This window comes from Bacillus salitolerans, from assembly GCF_042680805.1.
Taxonomy (GTDB): Bacteria; Bacillota; Bacilli; order Bacillales; family SA4; genus Bacillus_CJ; species Bacillus_CJ salitolerans.
In genome coordinates this window covers 289,124-304,295 of record NZ_JBHUEM010000020.1, presented here as the reverse complement: position 1 = coordinate 304,295, position 15,172 = coordinate 289,124, and the positions used below count along the sequence as shown (strand labels likewise).

The following is a 15,172-nucleotide window of genomic DNA, read 5'->3' as shown; positions in this document are numbered from 1 at the left end:
GACGTTTCAACACTATTGTTCAAGTATAGACGATTAAAGTAATACAATTGGAATGGATAATTGCACATAGCTTTTCTTTCCTTAATACTTAACCTTTGATGATAGTGAGAACAAAATGATAGAAATAAGTAAACATACCATACTTGTTCCCCATATTACACCAGTAGCACCAAGTTTTAAAGAGATCTCCTCTGATGCCATAGGATGTATAGTGGTCATTCCATCTTCAACCATCAAAAAATCATATGATATCGTTTGAATTGCTGAATGAATGGCCGTACTTAATGTAAGAAAATGAAAGAGAGTAAATATAAAGGCAAAATGCAAAGTCAATCTACCTTTCCGGAACCTGTACCATAATACAACAGTGATGAGTACAGAGATCACCATTACTACCGAGAATCCACCTTTAAGTAGAGTTATTGTTTCTTGTTCCATTGGCATGTTTTATACCCCCTTCCTAAAATGCTAACCTTACAATTGAAGGGATAGAATCGCTTGCTCTCCAATTTGACCCATTTTCCTTATACCTTTATCAATAAATCCTACCCGCTCATAAAGTTGTCTAGCGGCATTGTTCCTCATATTGACGGCGAGAACAATTTCATTAATAGTTGGAAAGTGTTGTTTTACAAACTTATCTAATAATTGAAGTCCATCCTTTGCAAATCCTTTACCTTGCTCTGTTTCATTAATAGAAAAGGCAATTAACAATAATGCATTTGGATTATCGGTATACTCCACAACTCTAGCACCATTTTGAAGAACAAAAAAACCTACTGGGTTATTGTGGTTTAAAATCACAATTGGATTTCGACTATGATCTTCTTTTGCTAATTTAATCATTTCTAGTGGCATCCCTGTAAACTGCCTTTGTTCATCTGGGAGTGAAAAGGTTTCTAATGTTGATAAATAGATTGGATTATACATGTCAAGTATAATCATTCCTTTGTTGCTTTGTTTCATAACGGTCATACATATATCTCCCTATAAAAATTATAGATATTTCCAACATATAACATAATTCAGAAATTCGCCAGTAATAGTAACTGTATTTCTTTTAATAGAAATTTTACTCTTCAACAAATTCAAAGCAAACCACTTGAAAAGTCAAAAAAGGTCAAATATAATATAGACAAATATCATCAATGATAGCATAATCGTTTGGATGGATTTCCATCTATTATTTTTTATTTATAAGGTCAAAGTTAGTCAAAGTCAAAGAATCAAATTTAGGAGGGTTTAGCATGATGATGTGTCAAAAATGTCAACAGAACCAAGCAACTGTTCAAATGAATGTACAAGTTAATCAACAAAGAAAGCAATTACACTTATGCACTGAGTGCTATGCTTTTGTAAAACAACCTTTTAATGCACAGTTTAATAGTCATTCTTCAAATATTGATGATTTTTTTAAACAGTTCTTCTCTCCTAGCCCTGGCCAGGCTCATCAAGAAATGAATCAAAATCAACAACGAATTAAACAAAATGGTTTTTTAGATCAGCATGGTAAAAATTTAACGAACGAAGCAAAGCAAGGACGAATTGATTTAGTTATTGGCCGAGATAAAGAAGTTGAACGATTAATTGAAGTATTGAACCGTCGAACTAAAAATAACCCCGTTCTAATTGGAGAAGCTGGTGTTGGAAAAACTGCGATTGTTGAAGGTTTTGCGCTGAAAATTACAGAAGGAACAGTGCCTAAAAAACTTAGAAATAAACAAGTCTATACTCTTGATATAAATTCTCTTGTGGCTGGAACAAGTTATAGAGGACAATTTGAAGAAAATATGAAACAACTCGTTGAGGAGTTACAAAAGCGAGATGATATTATATTGTTTATTGACGAACTTCATATGGTTGTTGGTGCTGGGTCAACTTCAGAAGGATCAATGGATGCTGCTAATATTCTTAAGCCTGCTCTAGCACGTGGTGATATGCAGATTATCGGGGCTACAACATTAAAGGAGTATAGAATAATTGAAAAGGATCCAGCACTGGAACGACGTTTTCAACCGATTATTGTAAAAGAACCAACTGTCGATGAAGCATTTGAAATCTTAAAAGGAATCCGACCCATTTATGAGAGCTATCATGATGTTCAGTATTCAAATGATGTTTTAAAGGCTTGTGTAACCCTATCAAATCGATATATACAAGATCGCTACTTACCAGACAAAGCGATCGATTTATTAGATGAAGCGGGATCTCAGTTAAATCTGGATCAGGTAGAAACAGATAAAGGAAAAATTCAGCAGAGACTGGATGAAATTACGAAGCTAAAAACTGAAGCTTCTACAAAAGAGGACTATGAAACAGCCGCAAAGCTACGAGATGAAGAGAATCAATTAAGAGAAAGGCTAGAAACTACACCAACAGGTAATCAATCTATTGTGACAATCGAACATATTCAAGCCATAATTGAATCAAAAACAGGTATTCCCGTAAGGAAACTTCAGGAAAGTGAACAAGCAAAATTAAAGGATCTTCAAGCGCGTTTGATGGAAAAGATTATTGGACAAGAAATAGCGGTTGAGAAAGTAGCCAAAGCAATTCGCCGCGGACGTGCAGGACTAAAATCGAAAACTCGTCCGACTGCCTCCTTCCTCTTTGTTGGACCAACGGGAACAGGTAAAACCGAGTTAACCAAAACTCTTGCCGCTGAACTATTTGGCAGTAAGGATGCAATGATACGTTTAGACATGAGTGAATATATGGAGAAGCACTCTGTTTCAAAGCTTATTGGCTCTCCTCCTGGATACGTTGGTCATGAAGAAGCAGGTCAATTGACAGAAAAAGTAAGAAGGAATCCCTATTCTATCCTTCTATTGGATGAAGTTGAAAAAGCACATCCAGATGTTTTGAACATGTTCCTTCAAATTATGGAAGATGGTCGACTAACTGATAGCCAAGGAAGAGTAACAAGCTTCAGAGATACAGTAATTATTATGACATCTAACGCAGGTACTTCACAAAAGAAAAAAGGTGAACTTGGTTTTGGAACAAATACAACTGATGAGTATATGTCAATCCTGGAATCACTCGGCGACTATTTCCGTCCAGAGTTCCTAAATCGTTTTGACTCTATAATTGAATTTAAGCATCTTGAAAAAGAAAGTATCTTAAAAATTGTAGATATTATGTTATCCGACTTAATTGAGAACCTTAAAGAACAAGGTATTACAATAGAGATTGCAAGTGAAGCAAAAGTTAAGATAGCTGAATTAGGATACAGTTCTACATTTGGGGCAAGGCCACTTCGCCGAGTCATACAAGAAATAATTGAAGATGGAATTGCTGACTTAATTATCGATAATGAAAAGATTAACTTCGTTACTATTAGCTTAATTGATGACCAAATTGTAGTAGCTTAAATTGAATAAACTGAAAAAACCCTCCAATTTTTACACGGAGGGTTTTACTATCTTGAATTAATTTAAAAATTTAACGACTTTGTTTACAACTTCTTTATCATTTTTATTCATTTTTTTTGGTTTTATTGGTGTAGAGATATCATAATCTTGATCTTGCTCCATACAAACAATCTGTAAATAAAAAGGACTTGTCTCTCTAACTCCACCTAAATAGCCTTTTAAAATATTTACCGTTTTTGATGAACGAGATAACTTTGTATTGTAATCCCATTGAATTTCATTCTTATACTTCTTATCCATTTTCTCTTTTAATGCTAGGGCTTCTGCCACAGCTTCTTGAGCAGACATAAAGAACGTATTCGTTCTTTTCATCCCTTTCTTTAAATAGCCATCTCCAGCTTTTGCCTGATATACTAATTCTGTCATTATGTTTCATCCCTTCTACTGTAGATCTCACGTTCTACCAATGAGCCTACACAATAGAAGACCCAAAGGGTTCATCCCTCCGCTCTTATAGTATATCCATTATTAGCAGAAACTACCACAACTTTTGATAAATTGTTCAGATGTATTTTTAGAATAACTAACAATAGGAACTAAAGTATGAGATAATCATACTATTAGTTAAGATATTAACGAAAAGAGTTGGTTAAAAGTGAAAGGTAAAAATAAATTTAAAAACGAGGATAAAGTTCGTATTAAAACAACAGGTGAAACCGTAACAATTAGTAAATTCAGTTATGTACCTATGATGAAAAGATACTCATATACTGTAAAAGAGTATCCTAATACCTTTTATTTTCAAGAAGAAATTGAGGAAATTGATTAAATTATCATCTAATTCTCAACATTCTTTTATATTCTCTGTATTCTTAATAAAATTGATTTAAAAGAAAACTTGTTATTTTATAGTAAACCCTGTTATGATTAACTTAATTATTTTTGTTCGGATTATCTGATAGAAAAACCTTTTGTAAAGGAAGTTCATCTTGAAGGAAATACTTGAGCAAGGATAGTAAATTATTCGTGTAATTCACGTAGGAGGCAACACACATGACTCAAGGTAAAGTAAAATGGTTTAATTCAGAAAAAGGTTTTGGATTCATCGAAGTTGAAGGTAGCGACGATGTATTCGTACACTTTTCAGCTATTCAAGGTGATGGATTTAAATCTTTAGAAGAAGGCCAAACGGTTTCTTTTGATATCGAGCAAGGCCCACGTGGACCACAAGCTGCAAACGTTCAGAAGTAATATGTATAAAGGACTCCATATTTCGGAGTCCTTTTTTATTTATATTGTATTTGCCAAAAGCCTTCTTCTTCTAAATATTGTTTTGCTTCATTATAGGAAGGAAATGTTCCATCTAGATTTAGTCCTGCATAAACATTCCACATCTCATCTTCAAATACTAGAAGTAAAGTATGGTTCTCATTATTCACCCATCGCTGCTCTTCATGATCTCCGATAACAGCTAATTCTTTTGTAGATCTTGGTGCTAGAGATTCTATTGATTTCTCAATAATCGTTCGTAATTCTTTCTCATTAAAGTCACGAATGTTTACCATTCCTTTATGATCAACCTCATATTCATTAAGATGTTCTGCATAAACAAATCCATTGCCGTTTGGGTGTAAATGGTATACAACGTTCTTCTTTTCACTACCACTTTCTTCGTAATGGAAGTTCACACGATTTAATGATACCTCTTTACGCTTTAGTTCTGGAAAAGATTCTATAATTGACAATTTTTGAGCAAAAGTTAACATGATTCCTCCAAATTATATAGGCTTAAATCCTGTATTTTTTATACCTGGTGTTCCTAAAATAAAACTACTTTCACCTTCAAAAAAATAATTTAAGAGCTCTTATTCTTATTATTTTGCATATACGTTAAGACGAAGATCGCTACATTACTAAGGAGATACAGAATTGTTAATATATAAAAAATAATACGATATGTTGTATTTTCTAAATCAATCATGTAATAAAGGATGGGCCAAGCTACTAAAAAGAATAGTATACTAAAAAAAAAGTTCTCATACGTTTGAATAAATTCTTTAATTTTCATGTATTACGGATAGCTCCTTTCTTATTTCTACTATAAAATATCCTATTTTCTCAAAAATCACAAGGACTAAAAGTTGTACACTCTTGTGTGAAACCCACTTTAGTTATAACAACTTTTAATTCACGAAGATCATCATATCCCCTTTAAAACATTATGTATCAGTTCTGAAACCTCTTGTAAGTATGTATCAGGATGAGGTACAAAACCTTGTTTTGATACGGTCTCTTTTAGTATTACTTTCTGTCCGTTTTCGATTACCTTCATTCCTTCAATAAGAATCTCATTTCGAATTCCATTACACAGCTCATAAAAAGCATTAAATTCTGTTCTTACAATACCAGATACTTCATCTTCCTGTAATGAAAAGTCATTTAACTCATATTTGCTCTCATAAAGAAATACGTGTGCATGTTCATTATCAATAAATTGGCCAGTTTTAATGCAATCTTTGACAACCCCAAGTGGTATTAGATCACTGAGGGAAAGCTCTATGCCCAGTTCTTCTTGAACTTCTCGAATACCATCATCAACTGATTCGTCAGCTAGCAGGTGACCTGCTGCTGTTATATCTAATAAATTGGGGAAATCCTTCTTGTTGTTGCTTCTTAATTGAAAATAAATATAGTTGGTATCTTGTTCATTACTTACAAACCAGCAATGAAACGTTTCATGCCAATAGCCTTTTTCATGTACTTCCATGCGATTTTTAACACCGATTTGATTTCTTTGTGCGTCAAATATTTTTATCATTTCCATCAGTTTAGATTCCTCTCCCTATTTTGAATATGTAAGTATGATTAATTAACATTCATAGAAAAGAGTGCAACTGTGTGCACTCAGGTTTATTTATTCGTCCACCATACTGAGAACCCAATGAATCCAATTAACACAATCAGTGCAAATAGAATAAACCATTCTGGTAATTGATAATGAAATAAGTTTCCCATATTCTAGACCCCATTATTGACTCTTTTTTACCCATTCCTTATATTCTGGGAGCATGTATTCGTCTGATTGAATAATATTCCATTCATTCCCATCATACTCTAAATATAGTTCGATTAAAAGCTCTCCCCCTGAAGTTTGAAAGTCATGACGTAAATATCCAATTCCTCCATGGACAAGTAAAATGATTTCGGTATTACTTACTTCCTTCATTTTTAATCTTCCGTATCCTTCCTCTGAAAAATTAGCATCTATGAAAGTAAAACTTCTATTTAAAGATTCTACTTCGTATCTCTCACTGTTTATACCATCTTTTGGTCTTATCGGACTTTTTAAATTTGGATACTTATTCCATAAAACAGATATATCATTCTTAACTACAGCTTGTGTTCGTAAGTATAAATATTCTCTAACTGGTATGATATAATCCGCCCATTCATTAGGTGTTGGTTCCCTAAATCCGTTGACATCTTGCTTTTCTGGGGCTATTACCATCAACTGTCTAGCTTCACAGCTTACAAGCAAAAACATACATGATAATACGATTATGATTGTTTTCATCTTTTCCTCCTTTCTAGTGTAGACGTAAGCGGAAGTAATAAGTTTCATAAAATGCTCATGAGCGCATATAAAAAGACTTCCCACAAGTGGAAAGCCTTTCATTTTGTTATTTGTCCTTAACTCGTAATAACCGCAGTCCATTTAAGGTTACGAGTAACGTTGCTCCCATATCTGCAAATATGGCTATCCATAAAGTTAGCCAGCCAGGGATGACCAGAAGTAGTGCCAATAATTTTATTCCTAAAGAGAATGCAATATTTTGTTTAATGATGGTAAGAGCCTTTCGACTCAACCTAATCGTAAACGGTAATTTTCTAAGATCATCTCCCATGAGTGCTATATCCGCTGTTTCTAAGGCTGTGTCTGTTCCAGCTCCTCCCATGGCAATCCCAACTGTGGATGCGGCTAATGCAGGTGCGTCATTTACCCCATCACCTACCATACCAACATTATTATACTTTATTCTTAGTTGCTTAATAAAATCAAGCTTATCTTCAGGTAAGAGATTCGCCTTTACATCAGTAACCCCTACTTTGTTTCCTATTGCAAGAGCAGTACCTTCATTATCACCCGTAAGCATAATAGTCTTTTCAATTCCGAGTTCATGCAATCTTTGAATAACAGATTGACTACTATCTCTTACTTCATCTGACACTGCAATAAGGGCCATCAATCTATTTTTAGTTCCTGCGACTATCACTGTTTTACCTGAGGTCTGAAGTTGATGGATTATAGCTCTATTGTGATTATCAATCTCCATCAATTCATCAAAAAGCTCTGGATTTCCTACAAAAATTTCCTCATTGTTTATTCTTCCCTTTAATCCTTTACCCGTAATTGACAAAAACTCTTCAACTAGGATTGATTGATAAGGCAATTTTTCTTCTTCAGCCTTTTTCATAATTGCACCAGCGAGGGGATGCTGTGATTTGTTTTCTAGAGCAGCGATGGTCGTTAAAAGTTGCTCAGGTGACTCTTCGGTTAATAGAGGAATATAATCGGTTACAACTGGTTTTCCTTTAGTTAAAGTACCGGTTTTATCAAAGGCAATTGCTTTAAGAGAACCAGTTTCCTCAAGATGTATACCACCTTTAATCAAGACTCCATTTCGAGCAGCATTTCCAATCGCTGTTACAATTGACACAGGAGTAGATATAACGAGAGCACATGGACATCCAACAACTAACACAGCCAAGCCTTGATAAATCCAATTACTCCAGCTTGCGTCCCATAATAATGGGGGGGTAATCGCAACTCCAAGAGCTATTAGCATGATTATTGGTGTATAATATTTTGCAAATCGATCAACAAAAGCTTGGGAAGGAGCACGTTCTGCTTGTGCTTCTTCAACTAAGTGAATGATTTTGGCGATAGTTGTATCATTTACATGCTTTGTTACTCTTACTTCGAGTAATCCTTCTTCATTAATCGTTCCTGCAAATACTTCATCGTCAAGTGATTTATTTACAGGTACCGATTCGCCTGTTATTGCCGCTTGATTTACAGCCGAATATCCACCTATTACAATCCCATCCATTGCAATTTTTTGGCCTGGTTTTACAATCATAATATCATTTATCTGAATCTCTTCTACAGGAACAAGTAATTCTTGATGACCTCTTCTCACTAATGCCTCTCTCGGTGCAATATCCATCAACGACCTGATGGATTGTCTAGCTTTTTCCATAGAATAAGATTCAAGTACTTCACTGATCGCAAATAATATGACGACCGTGGCTCCCTCCCCCCATTCACCTATGAAAGCAGCTCCAATAATGGCAATTGTCATGAGGGTTCTCATGTCAAATTGCAAAGTGATAAGATTTTTAAATCCTGTTTGAAATAGTCGATAGCCCCCAATAACGATGGAGATGAAATAAGAAACAATTGAAAAGATGTTACTTTCATCCATTGCTTCTCCAAGAGACCAACCAAGGAGAAGGAAGAAAGCTGAGAGTATTACATTTGCATGTTTTTTGATCAGATGCTCACTTTTCTCTTCAAATCGTTCTTTTTCAGGTATAACACGAATATTTTCAAACGCTCCTGCCTTTTCAAGCTCTTCAATGGTTGTTTCACCATAAACAGTGAGTTTCGAAGCGCCAAAATTAACACTTGCATCTAAAACACCTTCCAGGTGTTTGACGTTCTTTTCGAACTTAGTCGCACACCCTGCTCAAGTAAAGCCTTGGACACGAAAAACAGTTTTTTGAATGGATTTTTCAACCACATCAGTCACGTGTTTCCACCTCCTTTTGGTGAGTTACTGCAATTTGAACTAATTGTTTTACATGTTCATCATCAAGTGAATAAAAGACAAGCTTACCTTCCTTTCGATATTTCGCTAATCCCATGTTTCTTAATAGCCTCAAGTGATGTGAAGCAGTCGCTAACGTACACCCTACAATGTTGGCTACATCACAAACGCATAGTTCATGATCAATGGTCAAGGCATAAGCAATTTTTACTCTAGTATCGTCTGCTAATGCCTTAAATATTTTAGATACTTCCAAAGTGTTAGTATTGGTAACTAGTTTCGTTAATCGATTTACTTTTTCTGAATCAAAGCAAGTAATTTCACAAATATCTTTCTTACCGATTGTCATCACCCCATTAATCAAATGATTATTTGAATATTAGTATAATTGACAGGAATAGAACAGTCAAACGATTTTTTGAATGATTAAACTTACTATATTGTATAAAATGAAATGAACATTGTGATTCGAAAATTGTAAATGGGGTACCGTCAGGAAAATCGCTAAGCCTATTTTCAAGACGATTACCCCAGTTTTAACAACGTTAAGAAAGTTTTAGTGGTCTTAGAGAATCTAACACAACCATTTTTTCAGAATTAAAACGGTACTCTCCTAGTAAATTGATATGCTCCCAGCCTAAAGGAGACATATGATGCAACAAATCTACATTAAAATTACCTAAACCTTTTTGGTATTCAACTGCTTTTGTCAGATGTAGGGTATTCCAGACACTAATGGCATTGATAATTATGTTTAAAGCACTGGCTCTTTGCAATTGATGCTGTATGGTTCGTTCCCAAAGCTCTCCTTGTTTTCCGAAGAAAATAGCTCTTGCCAGTCCATTCATGGCTTCTCCTTTATTCAATCCTTCTTGTATTTTTCTTCTTAATGATTCATCCGAAATATAACTCAAAATAAAGATCGTTTTTTCTATTCGGCCCATCTCACGTAAGACTGTAGCCAAGCTGTTTTGTCTTGAATAAGAACCTAGTTTCCCCATAATAAGGGATGCTGAAACTTTTCCTTCCTTTAAAGAATGAGCTAATCGCAAAACATCCTGATAATTTTCTTTAATGACCTTTGTATTTATTTGTCCACGTAAAATGGCTTCTAATTTTGGATATTCACTTGCTTTATCTATTGTTAAATAATTTCGAGTCTGATAAATCCCTTATTCTTGGGGCAAATTTAAATCCTAATAAATGAGTCAGTCCGAATATTTGGTCTGTGTAACCAGCTGTCTTGGTGCAACAAACCATCCAAAACATGAATTGCATCCCTTGAGTTTGTATGAATAATCTTTGTGTAGTAAGAAGAGAATTGATCACTTGTAAATCGATAGATGGTGGCCCCTTTTCCGGTTCCGTAATGTGGAATTGAATCTGCATGTAATGATGAAACACCTAGCTGCATTCTCATTCCATCTGACGAGGACGTCGTGCCGTCTCCCCAATAAGAAGACAATTGTAATTTGTGATGAAAATTTACTAAAATGGCTTGGGCTTTATTCATTGCGTATTCATACATGCGCCATTGAGAAGCATTGGCTAGTTGCTTACATGTAAGTCCGGGTGTGGCTTCAGCCATCTTACTCAATCCAATATTCATTCCCATACCTAAAAGAGCAGCCATAATAATGATTGTTTCTTCTTTATCTGGTTTTCGGTTGTTAGAAGCATGAGTAAATTGCTCATGAAATCCTGTTATATGGGCAACATCCATAAGTAGATCGGTTAATTTAATTCTTGGTAGCATTTGATAAAGGCTTGCACTAAACTTTTTTGCTTCTTCTGGAACATCTTTTTCTAAGCGTGCAAGTGACAGCTTTCCTTTTTCAAGAGAAACCCCATCTAACTTGTTGGAATTGGCATCTAACCACTTTAACCTTTCGTTAAGGTTGCTGGTTCTCTCCGTCATATAATCTTCGAATGTTAAACTAACTGATAATCTCGTATTCTCCTTCGTTTGGTTCCATGTATCTTCTGAAAACAAATATTCCTCAAAATCTCTATATTGTCTGCTGCCAACAATGGAAACATCTCCTGCCCGAACATGCTCCCGAAGTTCTGTTAAAACAGCCATTTCATAGTAATGACGATTGATTGTTGTACCATCTTCCTCGTACAAATGCTTTTTCCAACGTTTTGAAATAAAATCCACAGGAGAGTCATCAGGCACTTTTCGCTTTCCGGATTCGTTCATTCCTCGGATAATCTCAACAGCTTGTAAAAGTGGCTCATTTGCCTTTGTAGAATGAAATTCCAATACCCTTAATAGCGTTGGCGTATATTTTCTAAGTGAATAAAATCGTTTTTGCAGTAAGTCTAAATAATCATAGTCAGCTAGGCGTGCAAGTTCTTGGGCTTCTTCCACGGAAGAAACAAAAGAGTTCCATTCAATAACAGATTCCAAAACCTCAAAAACGTCTAATTTCTCTTCTTTAGCTTTGATTAATGCTTGTCCGATGTTCGTAAAGTGTATGACTTCTTCATTCAGCTTTTTTCCGTTTTGTTTCTGAATTTCCTCTTGAGCCTTACGACCTTTTGATAACAGACTTAGTATTTGTCTGTCATGAATTTCAAACAACTTTATCTGTTAACTCCTGAGTAAGTTGTAATACATTGACGGTTAATATTGAATATCGTTTATTTTCTTGAAAGTCACGGAATGCATAAGGCTCATATCGTGAACCTAAGCGAGATAGCTGTAACAGGCGATTGCGATGCAAATGACTAATTTGTACCGTTTCTAATTCCATCCCTCGTATGTATTCGTGTCGTTCTATTACTTTTAGAAATGTTTCGGGTGAAGGATGACCCGGTGGCTCTTTTAACCAACCCAATATCGTTTTATTGGATTCGGATGGATGTTGTGAGGTAATAATCTCTTCAAGTTTTTCTTTTTGCTCAATTGTTAGAGATTGATTAACCGTGTTGAATAACTTCTTTTCAGCCATTGCCCTTGCTTCCCACACCATTCTTTCAAGTGTAGTGATAGCAGGCAGTATGATTTTGTTTTTTCTTAGAAAATCTATACATTCATGTAGTAGATGAATGGCATCACCATTTTCCAAAGCTAATTGATGAAGGTGCTTAAATGTCATTCGATATTCTTTTAGAGTAAAAGTTACAAAGTCGTATTCATTTCGAATTTCTTTCAAATGATCCCAAAGTGTATCTTCTCTTTGAGGATAAAGACTAAGCGAAGATGGAGTAGAACCGATTTGTTTCGATATATAATGTATGACTGAATCTGGGATGCTTTTGATATGAGTGTATGGCCAACCGGGATACCGAAGAATGGCCAATTGAACCGCGAACCCTAAACGGTTTTCTTCTCTCCTTCGCTTATTTATAATTTCTAAATCTCGTTTGGAAAAAGTGTAGTAGCTTCCTAGCACCCACTCATCTTCAGAAATTTGTATAAAGGCTTGTCGCTGTTCCGGTGTAAGTAATTCTCTACCTCTCGCCATTTTCATACAGTACCATCTCATTTCTGTGATTATTCAGTTAATTTGTTCAATTATATATCAATAGAGTGTACTCTATTGATACAAGTGTAGGAGACTGATAAAATCAAAGTTAAGAGCGTCTCATAAGACTTGTCTCAAAAATGAGGTGATATTTTGCGAAAAATTGGTTATATACGTGTCAGTTCAACTAGCCAGAATCCTTCAAGGCAATTTCAGCAACTGAACGAAATCGGAATGGATATTATTTTTGAAGAAAAAGTTTCCGGAGCAACAAAAGATCGTGAGCAACTTCAAAAAATGTTAGAGGATATACAAGAAGGTGACATCATTTATGTTACAGACTTAACTAGGATTACTCGTAGTACACAAGATTTATTTGAACTAATCGATAACATACGGAGTAAAAATGCAAAATTAAAATCCTTAAAAGATACATGGCTAGATTTATCAGAAGATAATCCCTACAGCCAATTCTTAATTACAGTTATGGCGGGTGTAAACCAATTAGAACGTGATCTTATCCGTATGCGGCAGCGTGAAGGGATTGAACTGGCTAAGAAAGAAGGAAAGTTTAAAGGTCGGTTAAAGAAGTACCATAAAAATCATGCAGGAATGAATTATGCAGTAAAGCTTTATAAAGAGGGAGATATGACTGTAAATCAAATTTGTGAAATCACAAATGTGTCTAGGGCCTCATTGTATAGAAAGCTATCGGAAAGGAACAGTTGATGAGTTATACCAAAAATCGGAAATGTATAATAGAAAATAAATTTCATATAGAGGTGGAATTATATGCCTAAAATTGACAATATGTTAGCAATTCTATGGATGCTTCGTTCAGGTGAAAAAATTACTGCAAAACAAATTTCGGAAAAGTTAGAAATTAATATAAGGACTGTGTATCGTTATATTGATACAATTTCAACAAGTGGTGTACCTATAATTTCAGAACCAGGACATAACGGTGGTTACACTTTATTGAACAATTTTATTGAGGCTCCTCTTTTTTTTGATTTTGAGGAGCAAACTTCACTATTTCACGCTGCTGTTTTTGCAAAAGAAGCCGGATATTATGGAGGTGAAGCACTAAATAGAGCCATTTCAAAACTAAGTAAATACTCAAATCAAGAGCAGGAAACAAAGATAAACCAACATTTATCTAGTCTTGAAGTAATAAGTCGATTAAGTTCTCTCTCTATGGAATCTTTTTTGAAGGAGTTGGAGCAGGCCTTAGCTGACGGGTACTCAGTAAAAATTCTTTACCATAAAAGTGGCGAAAAGCAATTAAATTATAGATTGGTCGATCCGTACAGAATTATCTATTGGAATAATAAGTGGTATGTGATTGGATTTTGTCATCTTAGGAATGATATCCGTAGTTTTAGAGTAGATCGAATTGAAAGTCTAATGCTAACCGAAAATAAGTTTAACCGGCCAGAAAATTTTTCAGCACGTGACTTTTTTATAAAAAATCTTCTTCCAACTATAGAAGATAAGGAAGGGATTATTTCTTTGGTTATTAATGGGGATAAAAGTGTATTGGCTGATATTTGCCAACATTGGTTTTTAGGACATTATTTACAAGAACGGACTTCAAATCAAGCAGTTTTTCTTCTTGAAAAAGATATGATACATACATATGTACCTTATTTACTTTTACCGTACAATAAATCTATTAAAGTTATTGAGCCAATAAGTCTTAAGAAAAGACTTATTGAAATTCTGTCGGAATTAATAAAATTTCATCAAGTATGATAACTTCCCTGACGTTAACTGTCAGGGAAGTTATATTATAATAGCTATATCAATTGTGATTGGAGTGTTATTGGATGCAAACAAAAAAAGTTTTTCTATATGTATTTAATACAATGTCGGACTGGGAATATGGATATTTAATTGCTGAACTAAACTCAGGAAGATATTTCAAAAAAGATTTAGTACCTTTAAAAGTAATTACAGTAGGAGCTAATAAAGAAATGATTACTACTATGGGAGGACTGAGCATAAAACCAGATATTTCCCTTGATGAATGTACTCTTGAGAGTAAAGATCTTTTAATTTTACCAGGAGGGACTACTTGGAATGAAGAAATTCATCAACCTATCTTGGAAAGAATTGGCCAAGCTTTAAAGCTTGGCACTATTGTTGCTGCAATTTGTGGTGCAAATGAGGCCCTTGCGAATATGGGATACTTAGATACTAGAAAGCATACCAGTAATAATTTAGAATACACTAAAATGGTATGTCCTAACTATAAAGGAGAAAAGTTCTATGAGGTGGGATCTGCGGTATCTGATGCGAATTTAGTTACTGCATCAGGAATAGCTCCTCTGGAATTTGCGATGGAAGTACTGAAAAAATTAGATGTATTTGCACCAGATACATTACATTCATGGTATAACCTAAATAAGACTCATAAACCTGAATACTTCTTCCAGTTAATGAATTCAATAAATAGCTGAGCTAAAAAATCAACTTAGCAGTTTTATATTAG

15 protein-coding genes and 1 pseudogene are annotated in these 15,172 nt (G+C 34.6%); 6 read left to right on the top strand and 10 right to left on the bottom strand.

What is annotated here, in order from left to right; translation table 11 throughout:
• Positions 1-81 precede the first annotated feature (81 nt).
• Positions 82-444: a hypothetical protein gene (locus ACFSCX_RS13150; RefSeq protein WP_377928705.1), complete on the bottom strand. Its 363-nt coding sequence runs from the start codon at positions 442-444 to the stop codon at positions 82-84.
• 30 nt (positions 445-474) lie between these two features.
• Positions 475-975, bottom strand: a complete 501-nt coding sequence (locus ACFSCX_RS13145; protein WP_377928704.1) for a GNAT family N-acetyltransferase — start codon at positions 973-975, stop codon at positions 475-477.
• 275 nt (positions 976-1,250) lie between these two features.
• On the opposite strand from ACFSCX_RS13145, the gene ACFSCX_RS13140 reads away from it, so the two are divergent.
• The gene (locus tag ACFSCX_RS13140; RefSeq protein WP_377928800.1) at positions 1,251-3,374 is read left to right on the top strand and encodes an ATP-dependent Clp protease ATP-binding subunit; all 2,124 of its coding nucleotides are present in this window, start codon (positions 1,251-1,253) and stop codon (positions 3,372-3,374) included.
• 57 nt (positions 3,375-3,431) lie between these two features.
• Here ACFSCX_RS13140 and ACFSCX_RS13135 read toward each other — a convergent pair whose 3' ends face one another.
• Entirely contained in the window at positions 3,432-3,800 is a 369-nt protein-coding gene (locus ACFSCX_RS13135) for a hypothetical protein (RefSeq protein ID WP_377928703.1), read from the bottom strand.
• 229 nt (positions 3,801-4,029) lie between these two features.
• Here ACFSCX_RS13135 and ACFSCX_RS13130 point away from each other — a divergent pair, with 229 nt between their 5' ends.
• Together ACFSCX_RS13130 and ACFSCX_RS13125 are read left to right on the top strand one after the other, a co-directional pair.
• Positions 4,030-4,203 carry a hypothetical protein gene (locus ACFSCX_RS13130; protein ID WP_377928702.1) on the top strand — a complete coding sequence of 58 codons (174 nt, stop codon included), beginning with the start codon at positions 4,030-4,032 and terminating at the stop codon, positions 4,201-4,203.
• A gap of 224 nt (positions 4,204-4,427) precedes the next feature.
• On the top strand, positions 4,428-4,625 hold the full coding sequence (locus tag ACFSCX_RS13125; RefSeq protein ID WP_377928701.1) for a cold-shock protein: 198 nt from the start codon (positions 4,428-4,430) through the stop codon (positions 4,623-4,625).
• Between the two features lie 35 nt (positions 4,626-4,660).
• Here ACFSCX_RS13125 and ACFSCX_RS13120 read toward each other — a convergent pair whose 3' ends face one another.
• The 7 genes and pseudogenes from ACFSCX_RS13120 to ACFSCX_RS13090 all read right to left on the bottom strand — a co-directional run bounded on the left by ACFSCX_RS13120 (position 4,661) and on the right by ACFSCX_RS13090 (position 12,684).
• Positions 4,661-5,140: a hypothetical protein gene (locus ACFSCX_RS13120; RefSeq protein ID WP_377928700.1), complete on the bottom strand. Its 480-nt coding sequence runs from the start codon at positions 5,138-5,140 to the stop codon at positions 4,661-4,663.
• 89 nt (positions 5,141-5,229) lie between these two features.
• Positions 5,230-5,442 (bottom strand): hypothetical protein, encoded by a 213-nt coding sequence (locus tag ACFSCX_RS13115; RefSeq protein WP_377928699.1) that lies wholly within the window; start codon positions 5,440-5,442, stop codon positions 5,230-5,232.
• 132 nt (positions 5,443-5,574) lie between these two features.
• A complete protein-coding gene (locus ACFSCX_RS13110; protein WP_377928698.1) occupies positions 5,575-6,198 on the bottom strand; it encodes an NUDIX hydrolase in 624 nt (207 codons plus the stop codon).
• A gap of 204 nt (positions 6,199-6,402) precedes the next feature.
• Positions 6,403-6,948, bottom strand: coding sequence for a hypothetical protein (locus ACFSCX_RS13105; RefSeq protein WP_377928697.1), 546 nt, complete (start codon positions 6,946-6,948; stop codon positions 6,403-6,405).
• Positions 6,949-7,054: 106 nt separating this feature from the next.
• Complete coding sequence (locus tag ACFSCX_RS13100; RefSeq protein WP_377928799.1) at positions 7,055-9,178, bottom strand: heavy metal translocating P-type ATPase; 2,124 nt, start codon at positions 9,176-9,178, stop codon at positions 7,055-7,057.
• Position 9,179: 1 nt separating this feature from the next.
• Positions 9,180-9,554, bottom strand: a complete 375-nt coding sequence (locus ACFSCX_RS13095; protein ID WP_377928696.1) for an ArsR/SmtB family transcription factor — start codon at positions 9,552-9,554, stop codon at positions 9,180-9,182.
• A gap of 196 nt (positions 9,555-9,750) precedes the next feature.
• Positions 9,751-12,684, bottom strand: a pseudogene (locus tag ACFSCX_RS13090) (Tn3 family transposase).
• 147 nt (positions 12,685-12,831) lie between these two features.
• On the opposite strand from ACFSCX_RS13090, the gene ACFSCX_RS13085 reads away from it, so the two are divergent.
• The 3 genes from ACFSCX_RS13085 to ACFSCX_RS13075 all read left to right on the top strand — a co-directional run bounded on the left by ACFSCX_RS13085 (position 12,832) and on the right by ACFSCX_RS13075 (position 15,140).
• Positions 12,832-13,407 (top strand): recombinase family protein, encoded by a 576-nt coding sequence (locus ACFSCX_RS13085; RefSeq protein ID WP_377928695.1) that lies wholly within the window; start codon positions 12,832-12,834, stop codon positions 13,405-13,407.
• Positions 13,408-13,470: 63 nt separating this feature from the next.
• Positions 13,471-14,433 (top strand): helix-turn-helix transcriptional regulator, encoded by a 963-nt coding sequence (locus tag ACFSCX_RS13080; protein WP_377928694.1) that lies wholly within the window; start codon positions 13,471-13,473, stop codon positions 14,431-14,433.
• A 74-nt stretch (positions 14,434-14,507) separates the two neighbouring features.
• Positions 14,508-15,140, top strand: coding sequence for a type 1 glutamine amidotransferase family protein (locus ACFSCX_RS13075; protein WP_377928693.1), 633 nt, complete (start codon positions 14,508-14,510; stop codon positions 15,138-15,140).
• The last annotated feature ends 32 nt before the right edge of the window (positions 15,141-15,172 follow it).

Excerpts from the sequence above, each read along its gene's own strand:
- ACFSCX_RS13150 (WP_377928705.1), bottom strand. The coding sequence starts at position 444 with ATGCCAATGGAACAAGAAACAATAACTCTACTTAAAGGTGGATTCTCG.
- ACFSCX_RS13145 (WP_377928704.1), bottom strand. The coding sequence starts at position 975 with ATGACCGTTATGAAACAAAGCAACAAAGGAATGATTATACTTGACATG.
- ACFSCX_RS13140 (WP_377928800.1), top strand. The coding sequence starts at position 1,251 with ATGATGTGTCAAAAATGTCAACAGAACCAAGCAACTGTTCAAATGAAT.
- ACFSCX_RS13135 (WP_377928703.1), bottom strand. The coding sequence starts at position 3,800 with ATGACAGAATTAGTATATCAGGCAAAAGCTGGAGATGGCTATTTAAAG.
- ACFSCX_RS13125 (WP_377928701.1), top strand. The coding sequence starts at position 4,428 with ATGACTCAAGGTAAAGTAAAATGGTTTAATTCAGAAAAAGGTTTTGGA.
- ACFSCX_RS13120 (WP_377928700.1), bottom strand. The coding sequence starts at position 5,140 with ATGTTAACTTTTGCTCAAAAATTGTCAATTATAGAATCTTTTCCAGAA.
- ACFSCX_RS13115 (WP_377928699.1), bottom strand. The coding sequence starts at position 5,442 with ATGAAAATTAAAGAATTTATTCAAACGTATGAGAACTTTTTTTTTAGT.
- ACFSCX_RS13110 (WP_377928698.1), bottom strand. The coding sequence starts at position 6,198 with ATGGAAATGATAAAAATATTTGACGCACAAAGAAATCAAATCGGTGTT.
- ACFSCX_RS13105 (WP_377928697.1), bottom strand. The coding sequence starts at position 6,948 with ATGAAAACAATCATAATCGTATTATCATGTATGTTTTTGCTTGTAAGC.
- ACFSCX_RS13095 (WP_377928696.1), bottom strand. The coding sequence starts at position 9,554 with ATGACAATCGGTAAGAAAGATATTTGTGAAATTACTTGCTTTGATTCA.
- ACFSCX_RS13080 (WP_377928694.1), top strand. The coding sequence starts at position 13,471 with ATGCCTAAAATTGACAATATGTTAGCAATTCTATGGATGCTTCGTTCA.
- ACFSCX_RS13075 (WP_377928693.1), top strand. The coding sequence starts at position 14,508 with ATGCAAACAAAAAAAGTTTTTCTATATGTATTTAATACAATGTCGGAC.